Source organism: Agromyces cerinus (assembly GCF_016907835.1).
In the GTDB taxonomy this organism is placed as follows: Bacteria; Actinomycetota; Actinomycetes; order Actinomycetales; family Microbacteriaceae; genus Agromyces; species Agromyces nitratus.
In genome coordinates, this window is the sequence record NZ_JAFBCT010000001.1 from 2,487,003 (window position 1) to 2,512,435 (window position 25,433).

Sequence of the window (25,433 nt, forward strand, 5' to 3'; positions counted from 1 at the left end):
CACGTCGAGGTGGCATTCAGCGCGTTCACGGGCGACATTCGGGTGGCTCCCGGCGCACTCCCCACGATCTGCAACCGCGATCATTGAGTTGGACGCTTGACTGGGACGAACGACCCACAATACGCTGCCTCCAACCGAGCAAGGAGGCTCAGATGGCGATCGATCATGCACGCCCAGACCGTGTCCGTTCCGAACGCACCACCGAGCAGGGAAAGCGCAGGTGGCGAGGCCGAACCCTCGGCCTCGCCCTGGCAGCCGCACTCGCGGCATCCGCACTCGCGGCACTTCCCGCCGCACTGAACACCGCACCGGCCGAGGCCGCACCCTCCGACTGGTGGGAGGCGCCGAACCGCCCCGCCGAAGACGTCGAGCTGAACGTCACGGGTGAACCGTTCACCGGCACCGACGCCAACGGCGAGGTGCGGGGCTTCATCGACTCGCACACCCACCTGAACTCCAACGAGGGCTTCGGCGGACGCATGATCTGCGGCGCGCCGTTCTCGCCCGACGGGGTCGCCGCCGCCCTGAAGGACTGCCCCGACCACTACCCCGACGGCAGTGCCGCACTCTTCGAGAACCTCGTCAGCGGCGACGCCGACGGCAAGCACGACCCCGTCGGCTGGCCGACCTTCACCGACTGGCCGAAGACCACCTCGATGAGCCACCAGGCCTCGTACTACGCCTGGGTCGAACGCTCATGGCGCGGCGGCCAGCGCATCCTCGTCAACGACCTGGTCACGAACGGCGTGATCTGCTCGTTGCCGATCATGCCGAAGGACCGGTCGTGCGACGAGATGACGGCGATCCGTCTCGAGGCGCAGAAGGCGCGCGAGATGGAGGCGTACATCGATGACATCTACGGCGGCCCCGGCAAGGGCTTCTTCCGCATCGTCACGACACCGGCCGACGCGAGAGCGGTGATCGAGCAGGGCAAGCTCGCCGTCGTGCTCGGCGTCGAGATGTCCGAGCCGTTCGGCTGCAAGATGATCCTCGACGTCGCGCAGTGCTCGACGGCCGACATCGATCGCGGGCTCGACGAGTTCGAGCAACTCGGCATCTCGAGCATGTTCCTCTGCCACAAGTTCGACAACGCCCTCTGCGGGGTGCGCTTCGACTCCGGCACGCAGGGCACGATCATCAACGTGGGCCAGTTCTACTCCACCGGCACCTTCTGGCAGACGGAGACCTGCCCGACCGCCCGTCACGACAACCCGATCGGCAACGCCACGGTGCCCGAGTTCGAGGAGCAGCTGCCCCCGGGCGTCGAGGTGCCCGAGTACTCGGCAGGCAAGAACTGCAACACGCGCGGCCTCACCAGCCTCGGCGCCTATGCACTGAAGGCGATGATGGCCCGCAACATGATGGTCGAGCTCGACCACATGAGCGTGAAGGCGGCCGAACGCGCCCTCGACCTGCTCGAGGCCCAGGGCTACCCGGGCGTGCTCTCGAGCCACAGCTGGATGGACTCCGGCTGGACCGAGCGGCTCTACCGCCTCGGCGGGTTCAAGACCGGCTACCCGCACGACGCTGCAGGCTTCATCGGAGAATGGCAGGAAGGCAGCGCACTCCGAGCCCAGTACGACAAGGGCTACGGGTTCGGGCTCGACTTCAACGGCGTCGGCAGCCACCCGACGGCCGACACCGCACCGGTCGACATCTCCTACCCGTTCACGAGCGCCGATGGCGGCACGACCATCGACAGGCAGGTCAGCGGTCAGCGCACCTTCGACATCAACGTCGACGGGTTCGTGCACTCGGGCCTGGCGCCCGACTACGTCGAGCTGCTGCGCCAGTCGGGCGGCGGCGACGCCCTCGTCTCCGACCTGATGCGCGGCGCGGAGTCGTACCTGCAGACGTGGGAGGCGACGAGCGGCTACTCGAGCGCGGCGAACCTCGCGACGGGCAAGCCCGCAACGGCGAGCTCGAGCGAATGGAACCCGTTCACGAGCTACGCCCCCGGGCGCGCCGTCGACGGCAAGGCCAACACGCGCTGGGCGAGCGGCAACTGGGGCGTGAACCCGCAGTGGCTGCGCGTCGACCTCGGCGCGTCTGAGCCGGTCAGCCGGGTCGTCGTCGAGTGGGAGTCCGCCGCGGCGAAGGCCTACGAGGTGCAGGTGTCGCAGGACGGTCAGACCTGGAGCACCGTCTCGTCGGTCTCGAACGGCAACGGCGGGCTCGACACCGCGTCGTTCGCTGCGACGAGCGCCCGCTACGTGCGCGTGCTCTGCACGGTGCGCACGACGGAGTACGGGTACTCGATCAAGGAGCTGGGGGTCTTCTCGAACTGAGGCCCTGAACCGAGATCCGACGACACGGGCGGATGCCGCGGCGCGAGCCGCGGCATCCGCTCTGCTCTGCTCCGCTCGTCTCAGATCGTGGCCCCGACGAGCGCCTCGCCGAGCGGGGTGCGCACATGCAGCACTCGCGCGCCCTGGCGCTCGCTCGCGATGAGCCCGCTCTCGCGGAGCACGGTGAGGTGGTGCGAGGCGGTCGAGAGGGCGAGGCCGCTGTCGGCAGCGACCTGGGTCGTGGTGCGCGGGTCGTGCGCGGCGAGGAGGATCTGGGCGCGGGCCGGGCTGATGAGCGCGCCGAGCGATCGCGACGCGGCGGCCGGGTCCTTCGCCCACGTCTCGGTGACCCCCTGCGCCGGGTAGAAGAGCGTGGGCTGGGCGGGTGGTTCGGTGAGCACCGCGCACCCGAGACCGCCCATGACCGACGGCACGAGCACGAGCCCGCTCCCCCGGCAGTCGACGAGTTCGCGGTGCCGGCGCAGGCGCACCCGCACGACGTCGCCCTGCCAGTCGACCGACTCGTGCAGGCCGGCGACCATCGCGGCGATGCCCTCGGTCGTGATGCGCCGGGCCCGCACGGCGATGTCGGCACGCAGCAGCCGCTCGAGCTGCGGCCAGACGGGTGCGAGTACCGCCTGCCACACCTCGCTCCACGCCTCGGCGATCATGGCGCGCGCCTGCAGCGGTTGCTCGATCATGCGGCCGATGGAGTCGCGCCGCGCACCGGTCGATCGGGCGAGCATCTTCGTGAGGTCGGCGCGCAGCAGTTCTGGGCGCACCGTTGCGAGCCGTTCGGCCTCATCGGACGGGGTCAGGTCCCAGGTCGGTGTCGCGGTGAGGAAGTCGGGGAAGTACCCGGCCTCGCCGATGATCACGGCCATGAGCTCGAACGCCTCGTGCGGCACGCGGCCGCGCACGCTCCGCAGCCACCCCCACTGCAGCGGCTGCTCCTCGGGGCGCTGCAGCACCCGCATCGCATGGCTCAGCTCGTGACCCGGCGAGATGCCGAACCGGATCGCCGAGATGTCGTCGGGTGCCAGCTGGAAGTCCGCGAACATTCGATCCACATCGAAATGCTATCGAGACGGATACCGCGGGCGGGAGCCTGTTCCCATCGCAGCCATCGCACGCATCCGACGAGAGGACTTCTCATGACCTCCACGACCTCGATCCCGCCGATCGTGCCCGCCGACGCGATTCGACTCGGCTCCGGCCGAACGCTCCGTTTCGAAGGGCGCGATCACGGGGCCGCCGTCTCGTACTTCCTCGTCGACAACGACCCCGGCCAGGGACCCGACCTCCATCGCCACCCGTACCCCGAGACGTGGATCGTGCTCGAGGGCGAGGTGCGGATCACGATCGGCGAGCAGGAGTTCGACGCGACCGCCGGCGACACGGCGACCGCGCCGGCGAACACGTGGCACCGGTTCGTCGCGGCGGGCACGACGCGCCTCCGCATGGTGTGCATCCACGCATCCGACGTGATCGTGCAGGAGTTCGCCGAGTAACGCCCGGCGCCCCGCGCCCGGCCGAGCGTCAGTTCGCGCGCCAGTACCCGCAGAAGGTGACGTTGCCCTTCGGCACGCCGCGTTCACCGACCAGGTGCCGCCGCGCACCCGTCGCGAGCTTCGACTCCCCCGCCGCGAAGGCGTACACGGAGCCCTCGAACTCCGGCAGTTGCCGGAGGTGATCGAGCACGGCAGCCCCGGGCGCCTGGCCCGGCCGCCGCACGATCCAGTGCACGTCGACACCGTCGGGTGCCTCGACATGCTGCCGGTCGTCGATGTCGGCGAGCTCGATGAGGGCATCGCCGCGCGCATCGCGCGGCAGGTCGCGCAGGATGCCGAGCACAGCCGGCAGCGCGCTCTCGTCACCGACGAACAGCGTTCGGTCAGCCTCGACCGGGCGGAAACCGCAGCCCTGGTCGATGAGGGCGACGGATGCCCCGATGGGCAGGCTGCCCGCCCATGGTCCGGCGACGCCGCCATCGCCGTGCACCACGAAGTCGATGTCGAGCTCGAGCTCGTCGGGCCGGAACTCGCGCACCGTGTAGTTGCGGATCACCGGCCGGGTGGCCCGCGGCAGCGTGAGGTAGCGCAGGTAGCCGGCCATGTCGTAGGTGCCCGAGAGGTTGTCGAACCTCGCGCCGTCGGTGACGGGCACCGCGAGGCGGAACCACTGGTCGAAGCCGAGATGGCGCCACCCGACGAGGTCGTCGCCCGTGACGGTCAGCCGCACGAAATGCGGTGAGATGCGCGCCGCGCGGGCGACCTCCACTTCGACGACACCGGTCGTCGCGTGCGTGATCTCGATATTGCTGATCGCCAACGGAGCCTCCTTAGTTAGGTAATGCTTACCTTATCTGTCGACGACCAGCACGCACCACCGCAAGATCCACCCAGCGTGAGCACTGAGAAAACCTCAGTGTGCAGCACGGATGCGGCCGCGACCATCAGCGCGCACGATTGCCGGATCATCCCCACCCACGAGTGCGTCGAGGAGACCACCATGACCGAATCACCGGCCGCCCAGGCCGCATCCGTCCCCACCGCCACCGCACCGCCGGAGTCCGGCTCGAGCACGATCGACCCGACGACGGCCGACCGTGTGCTCAAGACGAAGCACCGTGCGATGTGGGCGTCCGGCGACTACCCGACGCTCGCCGCCGATCTCATCTGGAGCCTCGGCCCGGTGCTCGTCGACGCGGTCGGCGTGCGCCCGGGCGATCGTGTGCTCGACGTCGCGGCGGGCTCCGGCAACGCGGCGATCCCGGCCGCGCTCCGCGGCGGCGCCGTCATCGCGAGCGACCTCGCCCCTGAGCTCTTCGACGCCGGCCGACGCCGCGCGCAAGAGGCAGGAGCCGAGCTCGAGTGGCGCGAGGCCGATGCCGAGGCGCTGCCGTTCGACGACGCCGTCTTCGATGCGACCGTCTCGTGCGTCGGTGTCATGTTCGCGCCGCACCACCGTCGCGCGGCCGGCGAGCTGCTCCGCGTGACCCGCCCCGGCGGTCGTATCGGCGTGCTGAGCTGGACGCCCGAGGGCTTCATCGGCCAGATGTTCAAGACCATGAAGCCGTTCGCCGCACCGTTGCCCGAGGGCGCCGAGCCCGCGCCCCTCTGGGGCGACGAGGCCCACGTCCGCGAACTGCTCGGCGACGGCGTCGACGACGTCGAAGCTCGACGGCAGACCGTCACCGTCGATCACTTCGACTCACCCGAGGAGTTCCGCGACTACTTCAAGCGGAACTACGGACCGACGATCGCGGTGTACCACCGCATCGCCGACGACCCCGACCAGGTTCGCGCCCTCGACGATGCGCTCGTCGAGCTCGCCCGTTCCCACGGTCTCCGCACCACCGGCGATGCCCTGCAGTGGGAGTACCTGCTGGTCACCGCCCGCCGAGCCTGACCACGGTCGGCATCTCCCCCGAAAGGAAGATCATGTATCTCAGCGAGGACTACCTCGTGTTCGAACTGCACCACCGCGGCGAGGAGCGCCTGTACCGCGAGCTCGAGCAACGCCGGCTCATCGCCGAACGCGCCGCCGAGAACGCGGAGCCGCACGTGACGGATATCTCGCGCCCGCCGTTCCTCGTGCGGTGGCGTCGACGCCTCGCGCTGTCGGCGACCGCCATGTTCGGAACCGGCCACGGCGGAGGGCCCGCCCCAGTCGCGTCGTGACCCGAGCCCCCGACGACACCACCCGCCCAGTGCGGCGCGCGATCCTCGCGCCTACACTGGGCGTCGTGGCGGGCGAATCGCTCACGCCCCGCGAACGCGCGGTGCTCGCCGCCATCGAGCGGCGCCTCAGCAACCCCGAGATCGCAGCGGAGTTGTTCATCTCCGTGCGCACGGTCGAGAGCCACATCGCGAGCCTCCGGCGCAAGCTCGGCGCCGACAGCAGGGCAGCGCTCGTCGCGGCGGCGGGCGAGCGGCACGAGGCATCCGTTCGGCTGCCGCGCGACGCCTTCGTCGGCCGCGTCGCCGATCTCGACGCGGTCGCCGCCCTCGTCGACGAGAGCGGATGGGCGACGATCGCAGGGCCCGGCGGCGTCGGCAAGACGCGTCTCGCACTCGAGTTCGCGAGCCGGCGGCACGGCGAGCGGGCACCGGTCGTCGTCGAACTCGAGCACGCCGAATCGGGCGACGTGGTCGCTCGCATCGCTCGCGGGTTCGACCTCGAGTCGAGTCAGGGCGCCGACATCACCGCCGCCCTCGCGGTGGCGCTCGGCGCCCGCCCCTACCTGCTCGTGCTCGACAACGTCGACCGCGTCGGGCCGACGGTCGGCGAGGTCGTCGGCCGCCTGCTGGCGAGCACCCCGGGGCTCGGGGTGCTGACCACCTCGCGCACCCCGATCGGCGATGCCGGCGAGCGCGTGCACACCCTCGCGCCGCTGGACGCGTCGAGCACGGATGCCGCGGCGACCGAGATGCTCCTCGAGCGCCTGGGCGCCCGGGGCCTCGTCACCACCCCTGCCGAACGCGATCTCGCCGGCGAGATCGCCGCGCGGCTCGACGGGCTGCCGCTCGCGATCGAGCTCGCCGCGGCGTGCGCACGCCACCTCTCCCTCGCCGAACTCGCCTCCCGCCTCGAGCGGGACTTCGCGACCCTCGACCGCGCCGTGCCGGTGGGCCGGCACCGCACCCTCGACACGGCGTTCGACTGGACGTGGGACCTGCTCACCGACGACGAGCAGCAGGTGCTCTGCCGCCTCGGCGCGCTCCCCCGCACCTTCGACGTCGACCTGGCCGCCGCCGTGACGCACCCCGGCGCCGAGGGCGTCGTGCTCCGCCTGCTCGACCATTCGATGCTCGTGCCCGCGGGCGGGCATCCGCGCCGGTTCCGGCTGCTCGCGGTGCTGCGCGAGTACGTGCTGGCGCGCAGCGACCCAACCGACGTGCGCGACGTGCTCGCACGGCACGCCGAGTACCACGCCGACCTCGCATCGAGGTTCGTCGTGCACGCCCGCACCGATGACAGCCACGAGGCGATGAGCCTGTCGACCCACATGTGCCCCGAGGTGAACGCGGCATTGCGCTGGGCACTGGCAGCGGGGCATCCGTGCGCCCTGCCGCTCGCCGCCGACCTCGCGATCGGCATCGAGCAGTACGGATCGGATGTCGACAGCGTGCGCACGCTCGCCATGGCGGCACGAGACGACCGCCTGCTGTCGTCGGCCTCGGCCGACGAGCTGCTGGCGATCGGCAACGCACTCTCGTACTTCGACGTGCAACTCGTCGACGAGCTCGCCGAGCGCGCCCTCGCGATCGCCGACGACGACCGGTCGCAGCTCGCGGCGCACCATCTCGCAGGTCTCGCCGCCGCGTATCGGCGTCGCACCGAGGATGCGGTCGGCCATCTCGCGATCGCGGAGCGCCTCGCACTCGCCCTGCACGACGACTGGGAGCTCGCCGCCGTGCACCAGATGCGGGGCATCGCCGTGCGCGGCCCCGGGCTCGCCGACGCGGCGGCGGCCATCGCCGAGTTCGATGCCGCGATGCGCGCGTACGCCCGGGCGGGCGACGCCACCCACGTCAGCAACGCACGGTACATGATGGCCCTCACGGCGGCGGAATCGGGTCTCGAGCCCGAGCAGGCGGTCGCGTGGGCGGCGGAGTGCGCCGAGTACGCGCGAGCGACGCACAACGACCACGAACTCGCGCACGCCGAGCTCGTGCAGCAGATGCTCGAGGTTCCGGGCGTGGCGACCGGCATCGACGAACTCGTCGACGTCTTCCGGCGCCTCGGAGATGTGCGGTGCACGACGCGCAGCCTGATCCTGCAGGCCGACCGGGCCGAGCCGTCGCGGCGTGCCGTCCTGCTCGAGCAGGCGCTCGGGTTCGCCGACTCCGCGGGTGATCGCGCGAATCAGACCGCGATCCGCGAGCGCCTCGGTGCGGCCGCGCGGTGACGAGCCCGGTCACGATCCGCGGCGACGACGGGTGCGCACCTGCTAGAACTGCGGCATGGGTGTTCGCATCGTCGTCATGGGCGTCTCGGCGGTCGGCAAGTCGACCGTGGGCCGGCTGCTCGCCGAACGGCTGGGCGTGCCGTTCCGCGACGCCGACGACCTGCACCCGGTTGCGAACGTGGCGAAGATGGCATCGGGCGTCGCGCTCGACGACACCGACCGCGGGCCATGGCTCGACCTGGTGGGCGCCGAACTCGAGGCTTCGACCACGGGGGTCGTGGTGGCGTGCTCCGCGCTGAAGCGCACGTATCGCGACCGGCTCCGCGACGCCGCGCCGTCCACGGTGTTCGTGCACCTGCACGGTTCCCGCGAACTGCTCGCCGCGCGTGCGGCGGCGCGCACCGACCACTTCATGCCGGCGAGCCTGCTCGACTCGCAACTCGCCGCGCTCGAGGCGCTCGCCCCCGACGAGGCCGGTGTCACGGTCGACGTCGCCGGTGATCTCGCCGCGATCGTCGACCGCACCGTCACCGCCCTTCGCCGGTTCGCCCGGTCGCCCCGGTCGCCCCGGTGATCACACCCCGATCGTGAGCGACGCCGTGTAGCCGCCCGCGACCGAACCCGACATGCTCGCGATCTGGTGGATGCCGCCGTCGTCGCGGAACACGTTGTCGCTCGAGAGGCTCACCTGCGACACGTTCCGCACGCTCTGCTCGTAGCCGCTCGTCGCGTAGACGAGGTCGTTGACCTCTTCGGGCAGTGCGATCTGCGAGGTCTTCACGATCGGGCCCGACGCGACGGCGTTCGCCACGTCGGAGTACACCTCGAAGTGGATGTGCGGCCACCGGCCCGAGTAGCACGCGGGGTAGATCGAGGTGAAGCGCACGGTGCCCATCGCGTCGGTCTCCTGCACGCCGCGCAGGTAGTTCTCGTTCTCGACGCCGGGCGAATACAACGAGTAGTCGCCGTCACGATCGCAGTGCCAGAGGTAGACGCCGGCGCCCACGAGCGCACTGCCGGTCGCGGCATCCCGCACCGTCAGCTCGATCGTGAGCGGCACGCCCTGCGCGACCGTCGTCGACGAACCGAACGACGAGCGGATGTCGCTGCGTACGATGCCCGAATCGTCGAGCACGTTGACGCCGTTCGAGCCGTCGCCGGGGTACGGCCCTCCGGTCTCGTCGGGCACCTCGTCGAGGGGTCCGGATGCCGCGGCCGACGCCGATGGGCTCGGCGTCGCGGTCGCCGTGCCGGTCGCGGTGGCGCTCGCGCTCGGTGCCGGGTCGCTGCCGGCGCAGGCGGCGAGCAGTGTGGTCAGCCCGATGCCACCGAAGATGCCGAGCATGCGGCGCCGATCGACGAGCGTGCGGATGTCGTAGACGAGACCGCGGTGGTCTTCATCGATCTCGTTGCCGTGCTCGTCGAGCCAGCGTGGATCGGTCGCGGGCGGGTCGCTCGTCATGGCTGCTCCTCGGGTCTCATCAGAGCACCAGCATGGGCAGCCGCGCAATGGTCGTGCTGTGCGACGCCGATGAGACGCCTATGTTGTCGCGCTCAGTCCCCGGTGCGCAGATGCACCCGCTCACCCTGCACGCTCAGGAGGTTCAGGATCTCGGCGGGTTCGGTCGACGCGCTCGCGTGGCCGTGCGGCACGCGGGTGTCGAACTCGGCGGCCTCGCCGGGCTCGAGGATGATCTCCTCGTCACCGAGTGCGAGCCGCACCCGGCCGCTGAGCACGTAGATCCAGTCGTATCCGTCGTGGGCCCGCTGGGCCACGGGCTCATCGGGGGGATGCCCCGGCAGGACCATCTTGAAGGCGTGCAGGTCGGGGTTCTGCCGGGTGAGCGGGATGATGGCCCTGCCGTTCCGGTAGAACGGCTTCGGGTGCACGCGGGGGTCGGCGATCTGCGGCGCTCCGACCAGGTCGTCGAGGTTCGCCCGGTAGGCCGCCGCGATGCGGATGAGCAGTTCGAGCGTCGGCCGCCGCAGGCCGGATTCGAGTCGCGAGAGCGTGCTCGTCGAGATGCCGGTCTCGGCGGCGAGTTCGGCGAGGGTGTACCCGCGGCGAAGGCGCAGCTCGCGGAGCCTCGGCGCGACGGCGCTCAGCATCGTGTCGAGGTCGTGGGCCATCCGCACTCCTTGCCGTTTCGGCAACAATCGTTGCCGCGTGCCCAGGTTACCGCGAGGCTGGGGGCATGCAACAGGAACCATGGGATGTCATCATCGTCGGCGGCGGCAGCGCCGGACTCAGCGCGGCGCTCATGCTCGTGCGCGCCAGGCGGCGCGTGCTCGTGCTCGACGGCGGCGCGCCCCGCAACGGCGTCGCCGCGCACATGCACGGCGTGCTCGGTCGCGACGGCTGGTCGCCGCTCGAGCTCCTCGAGCGCGGGCGCGAGGAGGTCGCACGCTACGGAGGGGTGGTGCGCACGGCGGAGGTCGCCGGCGCCGAGGCGATCGCCGACGACGCGAACGGCGCACCCGGCTTCGCCGTGACCCTCGAATCCGGTGAACGGCTCACCGCTCGCCGCCTGCTCGTGGCGACCGGCCTGCGCGATGAGCTGCCCGACCTCCCCGGGCTGGTGGAGCACTGGGGCACGGGCGCAGTGGTCTGCCCGTACTGCGACGGCTGGGAGGTGCGCGACCTCCGCATCGGCGTGCTCGCGACCGGCCCGCGCAGCCTTCACCAGGTGCAGCTGCTCCGGCAGTGGTCGCCGTCGGTCACGTTCTTCACGAACGAAGCGGAGCTCGCCGACGACGATGTGGCGGGCCTCCTCGCGCGCGGCATCTCGGTCGAACCGCGAGCCTGGGCGAGCGTGACCGCCGACGAGGCCGGTCGGCTCAGCGGCATCCGTCTCGCCGACGACTCGACCACCGACCTCGATGCGATCTTCCTCGGCCCCCGGCCCGTTCCGAACGACGCCCTGCTGACCGGCCTCGGCGCGACGACCGCCCCCGCGTTCGGCGACGGGGACTGGGTCGGCGTCGACCCGACCGGCCGCACGAGCGTGCCCGGCCTCTGGGCTGCGGGCAACGTCGTCAACCCGGGCGCGAGCGTGCCGATCGCCGCCGGGGCCGGCAACTTCGCCGGCGCGGCGATCAACGCCGACCTCATCGAGGAGGAGATCCGAGTGTCCCTCGCCGGCTGAGCTCGAAGGGGGTTCCCCTCACGAGCCTTGCGGCGAACAATGGGGAGCGGAGGGGAAGGAGCTCGCCATGGGAGTCATCGTCGTCGACCTGTTCGTCACGCTCGACGGGGTCTACCAGTCGCCGGGCAGCCGCGATGAGGACACCGAGGGCGGGTTCCCATTCGGCGGCTGGCAGGGCGCATACTTCGATGCCGAGTCGGGTGCGGCGATCGGCGCCAACATCGAGCGCGTCGACGCCCTGCTGCTCGGCCGCAAGACCTACGACATCTGGGCCGCGTACTGGCCGTTCCAATCGGACGACATCGGTGCCAGGTTCTCTGCCGTGCCGAAGTTCGTCGCCTCGCACTCGCTGACCGAGCCGTCCTGGGCCGGCACGACGGTCGTGACGGATGTCGCAACCGAGGTGCGCGGCATCCGCGAACGCTTCGACGAGACGCACGTCTTCGGCAGCGGCGACCTCGTGCGCACCCTGCTTCGGGAGGACCTCGTCGACCGCATCAACCTCTGGCTCTACCCGTTGGCGCTCGGCACCGGCAAGCGGCTCTTCGCCGACGGCACGGTTCCTGCCGCATTCTCGCTCGTCGAGCCTCCGGTCGCCTTCCCGAAGGGGTCGATCCAGCTCGTCTACGAGCGGGCGGGCGAGCCGGTCACTGGCGTCGACATGAGCACGATCGATGAGGCCGGGGCATGAGCGAGCGGGAGACCGGACGTGCCCGGCTCGACGAGATCGCGCCCGCGCTGCTGGCGCGCCCCGATGTCGCGATCGGCCGGATGTTCGGCTCCGACGGCGTCTCCGTGCGCGGCAAGCTCTTCGCGTTCGTCGCGAACAGCGGCAGCCTCGTGGTGAAGCTGCCCGAGGCGCGCATCGACGAACTCGAGCTCGACAACATGGTCATGCGCGGCCGCCCGATGCGCGAATGGGCGGTCGTGCCGTTCGACGACGGCGTCGACCGCTGGCGCGAGGTCGCGGGCGAAGCGCATGACTTCGTCGACTCGATCACGCCGTGATGCGCCGCTTCGCACTCAGCCGCGAAGCAGCCCTCGCAGTGTCTGGATCGTGTCGGCCTCGGCCGCCGTCTTGTCGTCGCGGTACCGCTTGACCCGCGCGAACCGCAGCGCGATGCCGCCGGGGTAACGACTCGACCGCTGCACGCCGTCGATCGCGATCTCGACGACGATGCTCGGCTCGACCCACACCGTGTGCTCGGTGCGCCGGGTCTCGATCTGGGGGAACCGCTCGGTCTGCCAGCGCAGCAGCTCGTCGGTGAGTCCCTTGAAGGTCTTGCCGACCATCACGAAGCCGCCGGGCTCGCCGAACTCGCCGACCGGGTCGAGGGCGCCGAGGTGCAGGTTCGAGAGCCACCCCGTGCGCCGGCCAGACCCCCACTCGCACGCGAGCACCACGAGGTCGTAGGTGAGCACGGGCTTGACCTTGATCCAGCTCGAGCCGCGTCGGCCCGCCGCGTAGGGCGAACCGATCGCCTTGACCACCACGCCCTCCTGCCCCGCCGCAAGGGCATCGCGCGAGACCCGCTCGGCGACCTCGGGGTCGGCGGTCACCTCACCAGGGATGCGGTGCGCCGGCGCGATGCGCTCGAGCTCGGCGAGCCTGATCGAGAGCGGCTCGTCGAGCAGGTCGCGCCCGTCGACGTGCAGCACGTCGAAGAACCACGGATGCAGCACCGTCTCGCTCGCCGCCTCGGCGCCGAAGCTCGACATCGTGTCTTGGAAGGGCCGCGGTGCGCCGTCTTCGTCGAGCGAGAGCGTCTCCCCGTCGAGGATGACGTCGTGCACCGGCAGCCGCCGCACGACGTCGACGACCTCGGGCAGCCGCCGGGTGACGTCGGCGAGGTTGCGGGTGAAGACGCGCACCTCGTCGCCGGCGCGGTGCACCTGGATGCGGGCTCCGTCGAGCTTGTACTCGACGGATGCCTCACCGGTGGTCTCGAGCGCTGCTGCAGCGCTCGAGGCGGTGGCGGCGAGCATCGGCAGCACGGGCCGGCCCACGACGAGGCCGATGGCCACGAGCTCGGCTTCGGTGCCCGTGAGCGCGAGCCGCGCGGTCTCGCCGAGGTCGCCCGACAGCATCGCGGCACGGCGCACCGCGTCGACAGGGCGATCGGCCGCCCGGGAGATCGCTTCGGTGACGACGCCCTCGAGCGCGCCCGTGCGCACCTCGCCGAGCAGCACGCCGCCGATGAACGCCTGCTCGCGATCGGTCGCGCGACTGATGAGCTCGCCGAGCTCACGCGCCCGCTCCCCTGACGACCCCGCCCCGGATGTCGCGGCGAGCCGGTCGAGCGCGGCGTCGAGCTCACCCACGGTGAGCGACGGCGCGGCAGCCGGCTGCCCGGTCGCGGCGGCGACCCCGCGCCATCCGACGCCCACGCGGCCCTGCCGCGGCTTGCCCACGAGGAAGCCGACGGCCGGCGCGATCTCGTCGGGTTCGAGCCGGCGCAGCAGCTCGGCCAGCGCGTCGACCTTCGCGAGGCGTGAGCGGGTCGAGGCGACGGTGTCGGCGGTCAGCGCGAGTTCGTCGAGCAGCACGGGGCCAGTCTCCCACCGGCGACCGACACGCGGGCGGTCGCCGACGATCGCTCAGCGCGCGCCGGCTCCGTACGCCGCGACGAAGACGCGTGCGGCGTGCGCGGCGTGGCGCCGCAGCGCCGCGGCATCGGGGATCGCCCCGTCGCCGAGCAGCATCGCCTCGTTCATGGGGGCGCCCATGACGAGCCAGTTGAAGGTCGTCGCCGCCTCGATCGGCTCGTCGACCGAGAGCAGGCCCCGCTCGGCCAGCGCGGACATCGTGATCGCGAGCGAGCGGATGGCGCGCGCCGGTCCGTTCTCGTAGAGCGCCCGCGCGAGGTCGGGGAATCGCTCGACCTCGCCGATCACGAGCCTGCGGAGCTTCAGCAGACGCGGCGTCATCACGACGGCGAGCTCATCGGCGGCATAGCGCTCGAGATAGCCGGTGACATCGCCGTCGGGCGCCGGGTGCTCGTCGAGATCGTGCAGGCCGTCGCCCGCCCCGGCGGTCATCGACGAGACGAGCTCCACGAACAGCGACTCCTTGCTGCCGAAGTGCGCGTACACGGTCTGCTTCGAGACCTCCGAAAGCTCGGCGAGCTCGTCCATGCTCGTGCCGAGGTAGCCATTCCGAAGGAAGAGGTCTTCGGCGGCCGCGAGGATCGCGCGGCGCTTCCGCTCCGAACGCGGCAGCTCATTCGTGGTGGCCATGGCTCTCTCCTCTTGACGCGCAGTACTGGACAGTCTAGTTTGACTGAATCACACCGGTCAGTCCAGTTCGAGCACCTCTCTCCAAGACGCTCTCCAGAAGAAGGAGCCACCATGTCCGAGTTCGTCACCTCCGCTGCCGGAGATCGCATCACCTACGATCGCCACGGCACCGGGCCCGCACTCGTCTTCGTCGCCGGCGCCGGCCCGTGGCGGAGGATCGACCCAGAGACCACCCGAACGGCCGAGCTCCTCGCCGGCCTCGGCGTCACGGCGATCGTGTACGACCGCGTCGGCCGGGGCGAGAGCGCCGCAGACGGCGTGATCAGCCTCGACCGCGAGCTCGCCGCGATCGAGGCGCTGATCGAGGCCGCCGGCGGCAGCGCGGTGCTCTGCGGCCATTCATCCGGCTGCTCCATCTCGCTGCGGGCCGCGGTCGCCGGCCTCGCCGTCGACGGCCTCGCGCTCTGGGAGGCACCGCTCGCGCCGCCCGACAGCGGCGGGCGCGAATGGGCGAACGAGGTGAACCGCCTGCTCGACGCCGGCGAGAACAGCGGTGCACTCGACGCGTACATGCGCGACATGCCGCCCGAGATCCTCGAGATCGTCCGCAGCATCCCGGCCATGATCGATCAGGCGCCGAGCCTGCGACCTGACGGCGAGTCCCTCGCCTGGGCCGAGTCCGCGCCCCACACCGAGCTCTTCGGCGGCATCCGGGTGCCGGTGCTGGCGATGGTCGGCGAGCAGACCTACGACGTCATGACCCCCGCCGCCGAGTCCATCGCCGCGGCGATCCCCGGCGCCACCTGGAAGACGATGCCGGGCAGCGAGCACGGGTGGGAGCCCGAGTCGATGGCGGCCGAACTCGCCGCCTTCGTGCACGCTGCCGCTGATCGGGCCGCCGCTCGGGAATAACGTCTGGCACGTCTGCGTTGTCGTCTCTTCGATGGGTACTCTGATTCACTCCTAGGTGGTCGATCGCGTCGAGCTCTGCTCCGCGGTCATCGAGCGCGGTCTGCGCGCACCTCACCGACCATCTCCCGGGCGTCGTTCGACGGCTTCGCCGTGCTGCCCGCCACCGGCTTCGATTCCGCCGGCCCTGCCACGAGCGACCCCGGGTCCCCGAAGGGACCAACATGTACCGATCCCCATCACGACTGACCCTGCGCGCCGTCACGAAGCGGTTCGCCGACCGCCTCGTGCTCGACGGCGTCGACCTCTCTGTGCGGCCGGGCGAGCGCGTCGGCATCGTCGGCGACAACGGCTCGGGCAAGTCGACGCTGCTCGGACTCATCGGCGGAGCACTCGAACCCGACGAGGGCGAGGTGATCGTGTCGGCTGCCGGTGGCGTCGGCCATCTCGCGCAGACGCTCGAGCTCGAGGCATCCGCCACCGTGCAGGCGGCGATCGACGCCGCCCTGGCCGAGCTGCGCGACCTCGAACAGCGGGTGGCCGATGCCGAGCGCGCACTCAGCGCTCTCGACGGCTCCGAGCTCGCCGAGGCGCTCGAGGAGTACGGCGTGCTCGTCGAGCAGTTCGCCGCTCGCGACGGGCACGCGGCGAACCGCCGTCTGGGCGTCGCACTCGACGCACTGGGCGTCGGTCGCGTCGACCGCGCCCGCCGGTGGGCGAGCCTCTCGGGCGGCGAGCGCTCCCGCGTCGCACTCGCGGCGACCCTCGCCGCCGACCCCGAGCTGCTGCTGCTCGACGAACCGACGAACGACCTCGACGACGACGCCTGGGAATGGCTGCTCCAGCGGCTCCGCACCCACCGCGGCACGGTCGTGGCGGTGACGCACGACCGGGCGTTCCTCGAAGCACTGACCGAGGTCGTGTGGGAGGTCGACGCCCGCTCGGTCGCCCGCCACGGCGACGGCTATGCGGGCTACCTCGCGGCGAAGGCCCGCGAACGCCGGCAGGCGATCGAGGCGCACGCCTCCTGGACGGAGGAGCTCGCCCGCCAGCGGCAGCTCGCCTCGGCGAACGCCGCACGGGTGGACGCGATCCCCCGCAAGATGGAGAAGGCGGGCATGGGCATCGGGCAGTTCCGCATGCGCAGCCGCGACCACGGTTCGATGAGCCGCATCCGCAACGCCAAGGAGCGCGTCGCCAGGCTCACCGAGAACCCGGTCGACGCACCGCCGGAGCCACTCGCGTTCACCCCGCGACTCGCGACCGTGAGTGAAGCGGATGCCTCGAACACCAGCGAACCGGCCATCGAACTCGCCGCCGTGCGAGTCGGCGAGCGGCTGTCGGTCGACCACCTGCGCATCGACGCGGGCGAACGACTGCTCGTCACCGGACCCAACGGCGCGGGCAAGACGACCCTGCTGCGACTCATCTCGGGTGAGTTGCGACCTGACGGCGGCACCGTGTCGGCGCCTCGACGCATCGGGCACCTGCAGCAGGCGAGCACGATCACCCCGACCGGCGAGACGCTCGCGACCGCGTTCGCCGCGCGGGCGCGCGTCGACCTCGAGACCGGAGAGGCGACGCTGGGCGCCCTCGGGCTCTTCCGGCCCGACGACCTCGCGATCCCGCTGTCGGCACTCTCGTACGGGCAGCGCAGGCGTCTCGAACTCGCGCTGCTCGTGGCCTCGCATCACGACGTGCTGCTGCTCGACGAGCCGACGAACCACCTCGCACCGGCGCTCGTCGACGAGCTCGAACTCGCGCTCGAGGGCTTCCGGGGCACGGTCGTGCTGGTCACGCACGACCGGCGCATGCGGGAGCGATTCACCGGGCGTCGGGTGCGGGTGCGCAACGGCACGGTCGACGCCTGACGTGGGCGCGACGCGCGAACGCCCGACCGGAAGCCCGGCCGGGCGTTCACGCTGCGCCTATGCCTGCGGCGCCGTGCCTGCCGCCTGCCGACGACGGCGCAGCCCGACCACCGTGACGATCGCGCCGAGCGCGAGCAGCACACCGGCCGCCCACAGTGCAGCGGATGCCTCGGCGCCCGTGCTCGCGAGGTCGCCCTCGGCGCTGCCCGAGCCTGCCGAGCCTTCGCCGCCCGTGCCACCGCTGCCGCCGTCGGTCGGGGCAGCGCTCACCTGCACCGGCGCCCAGCCGATGAGCGTGCCGTCGGCGGCCTGCACGACGAGCCGGTGCTCGCCGGGTGCCGTTGCGGCCGGAACGACCGTCGTGAATTCGCCGCTCGCGTCCGCCGTGGCCGAGCCGAGCTGCGTGGGCTCCGAGTACAGCCATGCCCAGACCTTCGTGCCCGACTGCTCCTCGCCGAGGCCGACGGTGAACGGAACCCCGACGGTGACGTTCGCCGGAACGGTGACGTCGCCGCGGGTGGCATCGGTGAGCTCGGCCGGGTCGACCGGCTCCGGAGCGGTGCCGGGCTCCGGGTCGACGGGTGGTTCGACGCCCGCCTCGGTGACCCACTTGCGGCCGTCGTCCTTCTTCGTCACCGTGAACTCGTCGTATACGGCGCCGACCGGCAGGTCCGTCGTCGCCGCCGAGGTCTTCTCGGCGAGGTACGAGCGGTAGACGAGGGTGTCGCCCGAGACGTCGATGACCTGGTAGGTCGTGACGCCTGCACCGCGCAGCACCTGCGTGGCGTTGTTGTTGGTCCAGACGTTCTTCTCGTCGGACTCGAGGTCGTAGTGCTTGGCGCCCGAGTTCGAGACGATGTAGACCGGCCCGTCGGTGATGCCCGGCGTCTCGGTGACGTCGTCGTTGTTGTAGCCGCGCGCGTAGGTGTGGTCGTGGCCCATCATGACGAGGTCGATGTCGTGCTTCTCGAAGATCGGCACCCAGTACTCGCGCAGCACGGGCTCATCGCGCCCGGCCGAGGTCGAGTAGACGGGCTGGTGGAAGGTGACGACGTTCCACTTCGACGGGCTCGACTCGAGCACGTAGTCGAGCCATGCCGCCTGGAACTCGGTCCAGAGCTGCGAGACCTTCGTCGACGGGCACTCGGCGCCGGCGCAGCCGGGCAGCGCGTCGGGCGTGAGGAAGGTCGTGTCGCGGGTCGCGTTCAGCGTGATGAACCGCATGTCCTCGTAGTCGGTGAAGTACACGGTCTCGGCCGCGAACTGCGTCCAGTGCGCGAAGTACGCGGCGTACTGCTTCGCGACATCCGTGTCACCGACGGCGAGGTCGGCGAGGTCGCCCGTGGTCGCGGTGGTGGGGTTGTTGTGCGGGTACTCGAAGTTCGCCTTCCACGACTTCAGCAGCTTGTCGCCCGAGTACTCGTGGTTGCCGGGAGCCGCCATGACGTTCGTCGTGGCCGCCGAGGTCTCCATGCCCTTGAACCAGTTGAGCCACTCGGTCTCGTTGCTGCCGGTGTTGATGAGGTCGCCGGCGTGCACCGAGCCGATCGAGTCGGGCGCGGTGGCCTCGGCCTGACGTACGACCGACGGCCACGTGGTGTCGAGGCCGATCTGGGCGTCGCCGTAGTAGACGAACTGGAAGTCGGTGTCGTTCGGGTCGGCGGTCGTGAACTCGTGCCAGTCGCTCCATGCCCCCTCGAGGCCGACTCGGTAGGTGTACGCGGTCGCCGGGGCCAGCGCGTCGACGGTCGCCGAGAAGTGCTGCTTCGGGTTGCCGTTGACCGTGCCGGCCTCGTAGGCGTCGACGGTGCGGACGTCACCGCCCGCCGCCTTCCGGATCTGCACCTGGCCGCTCGTGTGCGAGACGTCGCCCGCGAGCCACGAGAACGACTGCGAGGTCTCGGGCGTCTCGGTCGGCGTCATGATGACGCGCGTCGGCGGCACCGCGACCGGCGCACCGGGGTCGCCCGCCGGCAGCAGCCGGAGCGAGGTCACGTCGAGGTAGATGTCGGAGCTCGTCGCGCGGTCCTGGTAGAGCGCGATTGCGACGGTGTTGGTGCCGTCGACGAGCACGTCGCCGTCGACCGCGAAGTGGCCGGGCGCGGGGTCGGAGGAGCCGGACCCCGCATACTCGACGTTGGTCGTCTCGGTCACGCGGTCGGCGTCGAACCCGGCGACGCGTTCGCCGTTGATCCAGACCACGGCGCCATCGTCGTAGAGCAGGTCGCCGACGATCGATCCGACCTCGTCGGAGACGCCGGCCGCGAGGTCGAAGGTCGTGCGGAAGAAGAAGGTGGGCACGTTCGGCGCGGCCGTGCCGTCGACGTACTGGTTCAGCAGCGTCTTCGGCGTCTGCGGGCCGACGGGGGCGAGCTTGCCGCCCTTGGCGCCGAAGCTGCCCTTCGCGGACTTCCAGGCGCTGTCGTCGAACCCGGTCGTGGTCCAGACCCGAAGGGGCGTTGCGCCGCGTGCGGGGTCGCTGCCGTCGTCGAGGTACTTCCAGGTCGTCGTGCCGGTCGAGATCACCGGGTCGGTGGGCACCTCGGTGGCGGCGAGCGCCGGGAGGGGCGCTGCGAGCACACCGGCGAGCATGGCGAGCAGCGCGGCCGACACTGCACCTCGCCTCCCCCAGCGCGTCGCGTTCTTCATCGTGGTCATGTGAGTCCTTCGTTGCAGGGTGGGGGCGGGCATGCTCGCGCGCGGCCCTCGCTCGCCGGTCCGGCGGTCGAGGGTCGCGCGTTGGATCCCTCCGTCATGCAATCGGGCGCGGATGTCGCAGAGCTGGCCCCGAGGCGACCACGAGGTGAACCTGCGAGTGCTGCCGGGCGTGTCGGGCCGTATTCTGAACCGGTGGAGCTCACGTTCGATGGCGAGATCTGGTACTGGCGGGGTCCGGCGCCGTGGCATTTCGTCACGGTGCCCGATGAGGAGAGCGCCGCCATCGAGACGGTCGCGGCACTCGTCACCTACGGCTGGGGCATGGTCCCGGTCACGGTGCGCATCGGCGGCAGCGAGTGGCAGAGCTCGCTCTGGCCGAAGGACGGCGGGTACATCGTGCCGATCAAGGCGTGGGTGCGTTCGGCCGAGCAGCTCGAGGTCGGCGACGCGATCGAGGTGCGGCTGACGCTGGGCGCCTGAAGTCTCAGCGGGCGGCCGCGACCTGGTCGGATGCCGCGGAGCCTTCGGATGCCGCGGATGCCGCGGAGCCTTCGGAGCGCAGGAAGCCGTCGACCGCCGCCGTGAAGGCCGCCGCGTCGTCGAGCCACGGGAAATGGGCCGCGCCGGCCTGCACCGTCAGTTCGGCCCCGGGCAGCATCGCGACCATCTCGGCGACCATCGCGGGCGGGGAGTTGAGGTCGGTCTCACCTGCGACGAGCAGCACCGGAGCCGCGAGTCCGGCGAGCGCCGCACGTGTCGACTCGGGATCGAACGCACCATCGGCGGCGAAGACGGCCGCCGCATCGTCGTTGCGATGACGTTCGTCGTCGGCCCGATGCGCCTGAGCCGCGGCATCCCACCGCCCGTAGATGAAGGGGTCGATCGCCTGCCAGTCGTCGCCCTCGCCCGCCACGATGTCCTGCAGCGCGGCGTACGCCGCAGCGAACCACGGCTCACCCGACCTGAGCCGCGCGACCGTCAGGCGCATCTCGGGCGTCACCGTCAGGCCGAGCGCCGCAGCACTCGGGGTGACGAGCACGAGCCGGTCGATGCGCTGCGGATACCTGGCCGCGTACATGACGGCGATGTTCGTGCCGGCCGAGTGGGCGAGCACGTCGATCCGGTCGAGGTCGAGGTGCTCGCGCAGCGCCTCGAGATCGTCGACGAGCCGGTCGCATCGGTACGACGAGAGGTCGGATGGAACGCCTGATGCTCCCGTGCCTCGGGGATCGAACATGACCAGCCCGCGGTGCGCGGAGAGGCCGCCGAGGTCGCCCAGATAGCGGGAGTCGTGCATCGGGCCGCCGGGCACGCAGACGAGCGGCCGCGCTGCCGCCCCGTCGGGGTGCTCGTGGTAGGCGAGTTCGGTTCCGTCGAACGCTGCGAAGGTGGGCATCCGACTGATACTCGCAGCTCCCGCCGACAGCCGTGGGAGTTCTCCACAAGCCGGCCGCGCACGGCGGCCTGCCGCCTACCGCGCGGGGTCGCCGTCGGCGTCGCGCTTCAGCCGTTCGAGCTCGGCACGGCGCTGGTAGTACTCGATCTCGCGATCGAGGTCGGCGAGCTGCTGCTCGGTCGTGCTGGGCTGAGGTGTCTGCGGCAGCTGCGCGCGCAACCCCTGCGTGCCGCGTTGCGCCAGGAGCGAGCCGATGCCCTCGGTGGCTGAGGTTCCGCCGTATTCGCGGCCGAGCATGAACCACAGCAGGGTGCCGATGAGCGGCAGCAGGATGACGAGGAGGATCCACCCGAACTTCGGCAGATGCCGCACCTGCCAGTCGTCGCGCATGATGATGTCGATCAGCGCGATCACCATGGCGGCGACCATGATCACGGGGAAGACGGCGAGCATGGCCGACAGCCTAGGGGCGGTACCGCCTCGAACGCGAGGCCCGCGCCCGAACCGACGACGCCTGCGCCGCGTATCGTCGTATCTGAGAGAACGCCAAGAGTCCTCACTTTCGGCGTCATGATCGCATCGCGACGTCATCTCTCCAGTGAGGCGGTACCCGTCGTCTCGACCTTCGATCCCCCCGGAGACCTGTGAACACCCGAGCTTCTGCGCGCCAACGCGCCCACTCCCCACTGCGCACCGCCATCGCCGCGGTCGCCGCGACCGGTCTGGCCCTGATCGGCGCGGTCGCCCTGGGAGCCGGCGCCGCAACGGCCGCCCCGGCCGCAGCCGCAGTCGCCCCGGCGACGTTCTGCCCGCCGCCCGGCGAGATGCCGGGCATCGGCAACGTGCCCGCGTACACCGACTCGAACGTCGCCGTCTTCGCCGGCGGCGATTACCTCGCAACCGGCAGCTCGGCCGAATCCGAGGGCCTGCTGCTCGTGCAGGGCGACGCCGTGTTCGACAAGACCAACGGCGGCGTGTTCAACGTCGGCAGCGTCGGCGTCGGTTCGGGCATCGTGCCTCCGGGCGGTTCGACGATGCTCGCGGTCGGCGGCGACCTCACCGTGGCGCCCACGACGAGCGTGCACGTCGGGGCGAACGTCGACGGCGGCGGCGCGGTCGCCGCGGGCGGAGCGGCCACGGGCGCCTTCGACCTGTACGGCGCCACCCTCACCGTCGACCTCGGCCGGGCCGCCGCGATGACACCGAACGAGGAATTCCAGTCGGTCGTCGACGACACCTCGACGACCCTCGGCGCGCTCCCGGCGACCGGCACGACGTCGATCGCCTTCGGGCGCGTGACCTTCACGGGCTCTCCCGGCGACGCGATGCAGGTGTTCGACGTCGACGGCGCCGACCTCGCCTCGACGTTCGAGGTGTTCTTCGAGGCCATCCCCGCCGATGTGCCGATCCTGATCAACGTGACGGGCGGCGACGTGTCGTTCGCCCCGAATTACTTCTCGCTGAACGGCGAGCGCGTCGACGCCTTCTCGAGCCCGAACTTCGGCAACGCGGTATCACGCATCCTCTGGAACGTCACCGATGCCACGTCGCTGCTCCTCGGCGGCTCGAGCCAGTTCATGGGCTCGGTGCTCGCTCCCACTGCGACGACCGAGGTCACGGCGAGCACCAACGGCAGGATGCACGTCGGCGGGAACCTGACGTATTCGGGCGTCGGCAACGAGCACCACAACTACCCCTGGTCCGGCGGCGGCTCCCTCGGCTGCGGCGGCGGCTTCAGCGCAGCCAAGGTCGTGACCGGCGGCGGCGCCTCCCTCGTGCCGGGCGAGACGGTCTTCACCCTCGCCTACGACTACGAGCTCGACGGGCAGGCGGTCACCGGCACCCTGTCGCTGCGCGCCGACGGCACCATCGCGAACGGTCCGCAGGGCCTGCCCGACGGAACCGTGGTGCACCTCCGCGAGGTCGACCTGCAGGCCGTCCCCGGCGTGGAGTGGGGCACCCCGACGATCAGCCCCGATGTCGTCACCATCGCCTCGGGCAAGGTCGTGCACGTGACGGTCACCAACACGGCGAACACGAACGCACCGAGCGCCGTCGGCGGCTTCTCGGTCGCGAAGGCGCTCGGCGGTGAGGCATCCGCCCTCGTTCCGGGCGACACCGAGTACACCGTGCAGTACCGGTACCTGCTCGACGGGGAGAGCGTCACCGGCGCCCTGACCGTGCGCGCCGACGGCGTCGTGGTCGACGGCCCGCAGGGCCTGCCCATCGGCACGGTCGTCGAGTTCACCGAGATCGACCTGCCCGAGATCGACGGCGTCGAGTGGGGCGCACCGGTGTTCAGCCCCGAGACGGTGACGATCGCCGACGGCGCCTCGACCCTCGTGACGGTCACCAACACGGCGACGGATGCCCCGGTCGTGCCGACCCCGATCGACCCGACTCCCCAGACTCCGGGCGACGACGGCACTCCGGGCGACACGTCGGGTCTCGCGAGCACCGGCGTGCAGGCCGTGCTGCCGGCGCTCCTCGCGGCGCTCCTCGTCGCAGCGGGCATCACGGCACTGGTCGTGCGCCGCCGCCGCGCCGCCTGACGCGGCGCCCGACACCGAGCGGATGCCTCGGGGCTCGCCTGCCCCGAGGCATCCGCCCCCGTCGTCGAACCCGGGCGGACGGCGTCAGCGCGCGACGATGCCCGCGACCTCGCCGACGCCGCGCATGAACCCCTCGAGGTCGGGCTCGTCGGAGGTCGGCTGCAGCACGACCGCGTCGACACCGGCGGCGAAGTAGCGCTCGGCGACCTCGGCGACGGCCGAGGCGTCGCCGACTGCCGCCGAACGCTGGTCTTCGGGCATGTTCCACTGCGTGAGCTCGTGCGCGACGCGTGCCTCGGCAGCATCGCCGCCGAAGGCCGCCATGAGGTAGACGACCGCCTCGCTGCGCCCGTCGCGGCCCGCGGCGGTGCGCCCGGCGGCGATCGCGGCAACCGCCTCGGCCGCCCGCTCGACCGTGGTGCCGCCCGTGAGCACGGTGCCGTCGGCGACCTCGCCGGTCAGGTGCAGGGTCTTCGGGCCCTCGCCCGCGGCGTACACGGGCGGCGCCGCTGCCGGCGGCCAGTCGAGCTTCACGCGGTCGAGCTTCACGTAGCGGCCGTCGACCGTGACCTCGTCGCCGGCGAGCAGTCGCCGAAGCGCCGGCACGTACTCGCGCATGAGCGTGAGCGGTGACGCGACCCGGCTGCCGGTCTGCCCCATCCAGCGCTGCACGCCGTGCCCGACCCCCGGCAGCAACCGGCCCGGGAACATGCGCTCGATGGTCGCGATCTCCATGGCGGTCACGGCGACGTTGCGCAGCGGCATCGGTGCGACGCCGATGCCGACCCGCAGCCGCTCGGTCCACGCGAGCGCGGCGGCCGCGGTGGCGAACGCCGACTGCTGGAAGCAGTCCTCCCAGAGCCACAGCTCGGGCACTCCCCCGGCGTCGGCCGCCTCGACGGCGGCGCGCAGCCGCTCGGGTGGGAATGCGGGTTGGAAGATCGCTCCGATGCGTCGCATGCATCCACTCTGACAGCACCTGCAGACCTTGCGGCCGGGCAACCAGGTTCGGGCATGATGGGTCGCATGAGCGAATCCGCACCGGCCGTCGGCCAGGCCTCGACCACCAACTTCCGACTCCTCGGGCTGATCGCCTTCATCATCGGTGCCGCCGCCGTGCTGATGACGCGGTTGCTCAGCCTGGTCGCGCCGTTGATGATCAGCGCCGGAATGCCGTCGTACTCGCTCATCGCCGGCATGGGCATCTTCGCCAATGCGCTCTCACTCATCCTCGGCATCGCGGCACTCACGCTCGGGCTGGTCGTGCTCCTGCGCCGCGGCACTCCGAAAGGGTTCGCGGCCGCGGGCGCCGCCCTCGGCGGCGCCGAGGTCCTGAACGCACTCATCGGGTTCGGTCAGACCGCGTTCTACTCGTTCTACTGAACCGACCCCGACCTTCGACCCACGTCGAAACACTGGCGAGCGGATGCCTCGGCACCCGAGTCTGTTCGAGGGGGATGCC

Annotated in this window: 24 protein-coding genes; 14 read left to right on the top strand and 10 right to left on the bottom strand. The window is 71.3% G+C overall.

Annotated elements, in window-relative coordinates; genetic code table 11:
* Positions 1-152 precede the first annotated feature (152 nt).
* Positions 153-2,288: a galactose-binding domain-containing protein gene (locus JOE59_RS11590; protein WP_204460663.1), complete on the top strand. Its 2,136-nt coding sequence runs from the start codon at positions 153-155 to the stop codon at positions 2,286-2,288.
* Between the two features lie 80 nt (positions 2,289-2,368).
* Here the strand turns inward: JOE59_RS11590 and JOE59_RS11595 are convergent, their stop codons facing one another.
* Complete coding sequence (locus JOE59_RS11595; protein WP_204463366.1) at positions 2,369-3,349, bottom strand: ArsR/SmtB family transcription factor; 981 nt, start codon at positions 3,347-3,349, stop codon at positions 2,369-2,371.
* 93 nt (positions 3,350-3,442) lie between these two features.
* Here JOE59_RS11595 and JOE59_RS11600 point away from each other — a divergent pair, with 93 nt between their 5' ends.
* A complete protein-coding gene (locus JOE59_RS11600) occupies positions 3,443-3,799 on the top strand; it encodes a cupin domain-containing protein (protein ID WP_204460664.1) in 357 nt (118 codons plus the stop codon).
* Positions 3,800-3,827: 28 nt separating this feature from the next.
* Here JOE59_RS11600 and JOE59_RS11605 read toward each other — a convergent pair whose 3' ends face one another.
* Positions 3,828-4,619 (bottom strand): siderophore-interacting protein, encoded by a 792-nt coding sequence (locus tag JOE59_RS11605; RefSeq protein ID WP_239560217.1) that lies wholly within the window; start codon positions 4,617-4,619, stop codon positions 3,828-3,830.
* A 180-nt stretch (positions 4,620-4,799) separates the two neighbouring features.
* Here JOE59_RS11605 and JOE59_RS11610 point away from each other — a divergent pair, with 180 nt between their 5' ends.
* The 4 genes from JOE59_RS11610 to JOE59_RS11620 all read left to right on the top strand — a co-directional run bounded on the left by JOE59_RS11610 (position 4,800) and on the right by JOE59_RS11620 (position 8,776).
* The gene (locus JOE59_RS11610; protein ID WP_204460665.1) at positions 4,800-5,699 is read left to right on the top strand and encodes a class I SAM-dependent methyltransferase; all 900 of its coding nucleotides are present in this window, start codon (positions 4,800-4,802) and stop codon (positions 5,697-5,699) included.
* Positions 5,700-5,731: 32 nt separating this feature from the next.
* Positions 5,732-5,971: a hypothetical protein gene (locus tag JOE59_RS18775; RefSeq protein WP_239560219.1), complete on the top strand. Its 240-nt coding sequence runs from the start codon at positions 5,732-5,734 to the stop codon at positions 5,969-5,971.
* Between the two features lie 65 nt (positions 5,972-6,036).
* Positions 6,037-8,202, top strand: a complete 2,166-nt coding sequence (locus JOE59_RS11615) for an ATP-binding protein (RefSeq protein ID WP_307837039.1) — start codon at positions 6,037-6,039, stop codon at positions 8,200-8,202.
* 55 nt (positions 8,203-8,257) lie between these two features.
* Positions 8,258-8,776 (top strand): gluconokinase, encoded by a 519-nt coding sequence (locus tag JOE59_RS11620; protein ID WP_239560221.1) that lies wholly within the window; start codon positions 8,258-8,260, stop codon positions 8,774-8,776.
* On the opposite strand, the gene JOE59_RS11625 is transcribed toward JOE59_RS11620, so the two are convergent.
* Positions 8,777-9,664, bottom strand: coding sequence for an intradiol ring-cleavage dioxygenase (locus tag JOE59_RS11625; RefSeq protein WP_204460670.1), 888 nt, complete (start codon positions 9,662-9,664; stop codon positions 8,777-8,779).
* A gap of 92 nt (positions 9,665-9,756) precedes the next feature.
* Positions 9,757-10,332 carry a helix-turn-helix domain-containing protein gene (locus tag JOE59_RS11630; protein WP_204460671.1) on the bottom strand — a complete coding sequence of 192 codons (576 nt, stop codon included), beginning with the start codon at positions 10,330-10,332 and terminating at the stop codon, positions 9,757-9,759.
* Between the two features lie 65 nt (positions 10,333-10,397).
* Here JOE59_RS11630 and JOE59_RS11635 point away from each other — a divergent pair, with 65 nt between their 5' ends.
* From JOE59_RS11635 to JOE59_RS11645, 3 genes are all read left to right on the top strand, one after another.
* Positions 10,398-11,348, top strand: a complete 951-nt coding sequence (locus JOE59_RS11635; protein WP_204460672.1) for an NAD(P)/FAD-dependent oxidoreductase — start codon at positions 10,398-10,400, stop codon at positions 11,346-11,348.
* A gap of 67 nt (positions 11,349-11,415) precedes the next feature.
* A complete protein-coding gene (locus JOE59_RS11640; protein ID WP_204460673.1) occupies positions 11,416-12,039 on the top strand; it encodes a dihydrofolate reductase family protein in 624 nt (207 codons plus the stop codon).
* On the top strand, positions 12,036-12,356 hold the full coding sequence (locus JOE59_RS11645) for a hypothetical protein (RefSeq protein ID WP_204460674.1): 321 nt from the start codon (positions 12,036-12,038) through the stop codon (positions 12,354-12,356). Before JOE59_RS11640 ends, JOE59_RS11645 begins: the two co-directional genes overlap by 4 nt.
* A 15-nt stretch (positions 12,357-12,371) precedes the next feature.
* Here JOE59_RS11645 and JOE59_RS11650 read toward each other — a convergent pair whose 3' ends face one another.
* Entirely contained in the window at positions 12,372-13,895 is a 1,524-nt protein-coding gene (locus JOE59_RS11650) for an ATP-dependent DNA ligase (protein WP_204460675.1), read from the bottom strand.
* Between the two features lie 51 nt (positions 13,896-13,946).
* A complete protein-coding gene (locus JOE59_RS11655; protein WP_204460677.1) occupies positions 13,947-14,585 on the bottom strand; it encodes a TetR/AcrR family transcriptional regulator in 639 nt (212 codons plus the stop codon).
* Between the two features lie 111 nt (positions 14,586-14,696).
* Here JOE59_RS11655 and JOE59_RS11660 point away from each other — a divergent pair, with 111 nt between their 5' ends.
* Both JOE59_RS11660 and abc-f read left to right on the top strand, forming a co-directional pair.
* Positions 14,697-15,497 carry an alpha/beta fold hydrolase gene (locus JOE59_RS11660; protein ID WP_204460680.1) on the top strand — a complete coding sequence of 267 codons (801 nt, stop codon included), beginning with the start codon at positions 14,697-14,699 and terminating at the stop codon, positions 15,495-15,497.
* A gap of 221 nt (positions 15,498-15,718) precedes the next feature.
* Positions 15,719-17,365: a ribosomal protection-like ABC-F family protein gene (gene abc-f / locus JOE59_RS11665; protein WP_204460682.1), complete on the top strand. Its 1,647-nt coding sequence runs from the start codon at positions 15,719-15,721 to the stop codon at positions 17,363-17,365.
* Positions 17,366-17,422: 57 nt separating this feature from the next.
* Here the strand turns inward: abc-f and JOE59_RS11670 are convergent, their stop codons facing one another.
* The gene (locus JOE59_RS11670; protein WP_204460684.1) at positions 17,423-20,023 is read right to left on the bottom strand and encodes a purple acid phosphatase family protein; all 2,601 of its coding nucleotides are present in this window, start codon (positions 20,021-20,023) and stop codon (positions 17,423-17,425) included.
* Between the two features lie 192 nt (positions 20,024-20,215).
* On the opposite strand from JOE59_RS11670, the gene JOE59_RS11675 reads away from it, so the two are divergent.
* The gene (locus tag JOE59_RS11675; RefSeq protein WP_204460686.1) at positions 20,216-20,503 is read left to right on the top strand and encodes a DUF1905 domain-containing protein; all 288 of its coding nucleotides are present in this window, start codon (positions 20,216-20,218) and stop codon (positions 20,501-20,503) included.
* A 4-nt stretch (positions 20,504-20,507) separates the two neighbouring features.
* Here JOE59_RS11675 and JOE59_RS11680 read toward each other — a convergent pair whose 3' ends face one another.
* Both JOE59_RS11680 and JOE59_RS11685 read right to left on the bottom strand, forming a co-directional pair.
* Entirely contained in the window at positions 20,508-21,419 is a 912-nt protein-coding gene (locus JOE59_RS11680) for an alpha/beta fold hydrolase (protein ID WP_204460687.1), read from the bottom strand.
* Between the two features lie 75 nt (positions 21,420-21,494).
* Positions 21,495-21,872 (bottom strand): PLDc N-terminal domain-containing protein, encoded by a 378-nt coding sequence (locus JOE59_RS11685; RefSeq protein WP_204460688.1) that lies wholly within the window; start codon positions 21,870-21,872, stop codon positions 21,495-21,497.
* A 191-nt stretch (positions 21,873-22,063) separates the two neighbouring features.
* Here JOE59_RS11685 and JOE59_RS11690 point away from each other — a divergent pair, with 191 nt between their 5' ends.
* Positions 22,064-23,971 (top strand): choice-of-anchor A family protein, encoded by a 1,908-nt coding sequence (locus tag JOE59_RS11690; RefSeq protein ID WP_204460689.1) that lies wholly within the window; start codon positions 22,064-22,066, stop codon positions 23,969-23,971.
* 84 nt (positions 23,972-24,055) lie between these two features.
* On the opposite strand, the gene JOE59_RS11695 is transcribed toward JOE59_RS11690, so the two are convergent.
* The gene (locus JOE59_RS11695) at positions 24,056-24,931 is read right to left on the bottom strand and encodes an LLM class flavin-dependent oxidoreductase (protein WP_204460690.1); all 876 of its coding nucleotides are present in this window, start codon (positions 24,929-24,931) and stop codon (positions 24,056-24,058) included.
* Between the two features lie 66 nt (positions 24,932-24,997).
* Between JOE59_RS11695 and JOE59_RS11700 the strand changes: the two genes are divergently transcribed.
* Complete coding sequence (locus tag JOE59_RS11700; RefSeq protein ID WP_204460692.1) at positions 24,998-25,354, top strand: hypothetical protein; 357 nt, start codon at positions 24,998-25,000, stop codon at positions 25,352-25,354.
* Positions 25,355-25,433 lie beyond the last annotated feature (79 nt).

Bases quoted from the DNA above. Each gene is read 5' to 3' on its own strand.
- JOE59_RS11590 (WP_204460663.1), top strand. From the start codon at position 153: ATGGCGATCGATCATGCACGCCCAGACCGTGTCCGTTCCGAACGCACC.
- JOE59_RS11595 (WP_204463366.1), bottom strand. From the start codon at position 3,349: ATGTTCGCGGACTTCCAGCTGGCACCCGACGACATCTCGGCGATCCGG.
- JOE59_RS11600 (WP_204460664.1), top strand. From the start codon at position 3,443: ATGACCTCCACGACCTCGATCCCGCCGATCGTGCCCGCCGACGCGATT.
- JOE59_RS11610 (WP_204460665.1), top strand. From the start codon at position 4,800: ATGACCGAATCACCGGCCGCCCAGGCCGCATCCGTCCCCACCGCCACC.
- JOE59_RS18775 (WP_239560219.1), top strand. From the start codon at position 5,732: ATGTATCTCAGCGAGGACTACCTCGTGTTCGAACTGCACCACCGCGGC.
- JOE59_RS11620 (WP_239560221.1), top strand. From the start codon at position 8,258: ATGGGTGTTCGCATCGTCGTCATGGGCGTCTCGGCGGTCGGCAAGTCG.
- JOE59_RS11625 (WP_204460670.1), bottom strand. From the start codon at position 9,664: ATGACGAGCGACCCGCCCGCGACCGATCCACGCTGGCTCGACGAGCAC.
- JOE59_RS11630 (WP_204460671.1), bottom strand. From the start codon at position 10,332: ATGGCCCACGACCTCGACACGATGCTGAGCGCCGTCGCGCCGAGGCTC.
- JOE59_RS11635 (WP_204460672.1), top strand. From the start codon at position 10,398: ATGCAACAGGAACCATGGGATGTCATCATCGTCGGCGGCGGCAGCGCC.
- JOE59_RS11640 (WP_204460673.1), top strand. From the start codon at position 11,416: ATGGGAGTCATCGTCGTCGACCTGTTCGTCACGCTCGACGGGGTCTAC.
- JOE59_RS11645 (WP_204460674.1), top strand. From the start codon at position 12,036: ATGAGCGAGCGGGAGACCGGACGTGCCCGGCTCGACGAGATCGCGCCC.
- JOE59_RS11655 (WP_204460677.1), bottom strand. From the start codon at position 14,585: ATGGCCACCACGAATGAGCTGCCGCGTTCGGAGCGGAAGCGCCGCGCG.
- JOE59_RS11660 (WP_204460680.1), top strand. From the start codon at position 14,697: ATGTCCGAGTTCGTCACCTCCGCTGCCGGAGATCGCATCACCTACGAT.
- abc-f (WP_204460682.1), top strand. From the start codon at position 15,719: ATGTACCGATCCCCATCACGACTGACCCTGCGCGCCGTCACGAAGCGG.
- JOE59_RS11670 (WP_204460684.1), bottom strand. From the start codon at position 20,023: ATGACCACGATGAAGAACGCGACGCGCTGGGGGAGGCGAGGTGCAGTG.
- JOE59_RS11680 (WP_204460687.1), bottom strand. From the start codon at position 21,419: ATGCCCACCTTCGCAGCGTTCGACGGAACCGAACTCGCCTACCACGAG.
- JOE59_RS11685 (WP_204460688.1), bottom strand. From the start codon at position 21,872: ATGCTCGCCGTCTTCCCCGTGATCATGGTCGCCGCCATGGTGATCGCG.
- JOE59_RS11695 (WP_204460690.1), bottom strand. From the start codon at position 24,931: ATGCGACGCATCGGAGCGATCTTCCAACCCGCATTCCCACCCGAGCGG.
- JOE59_RS11700 (WP_204460692.1), top strand. From the start codon at position 24,998: ATGAGCGAATCCGCACCGGCCGTCGGCCAGGCCTCGACCACCAACTTC.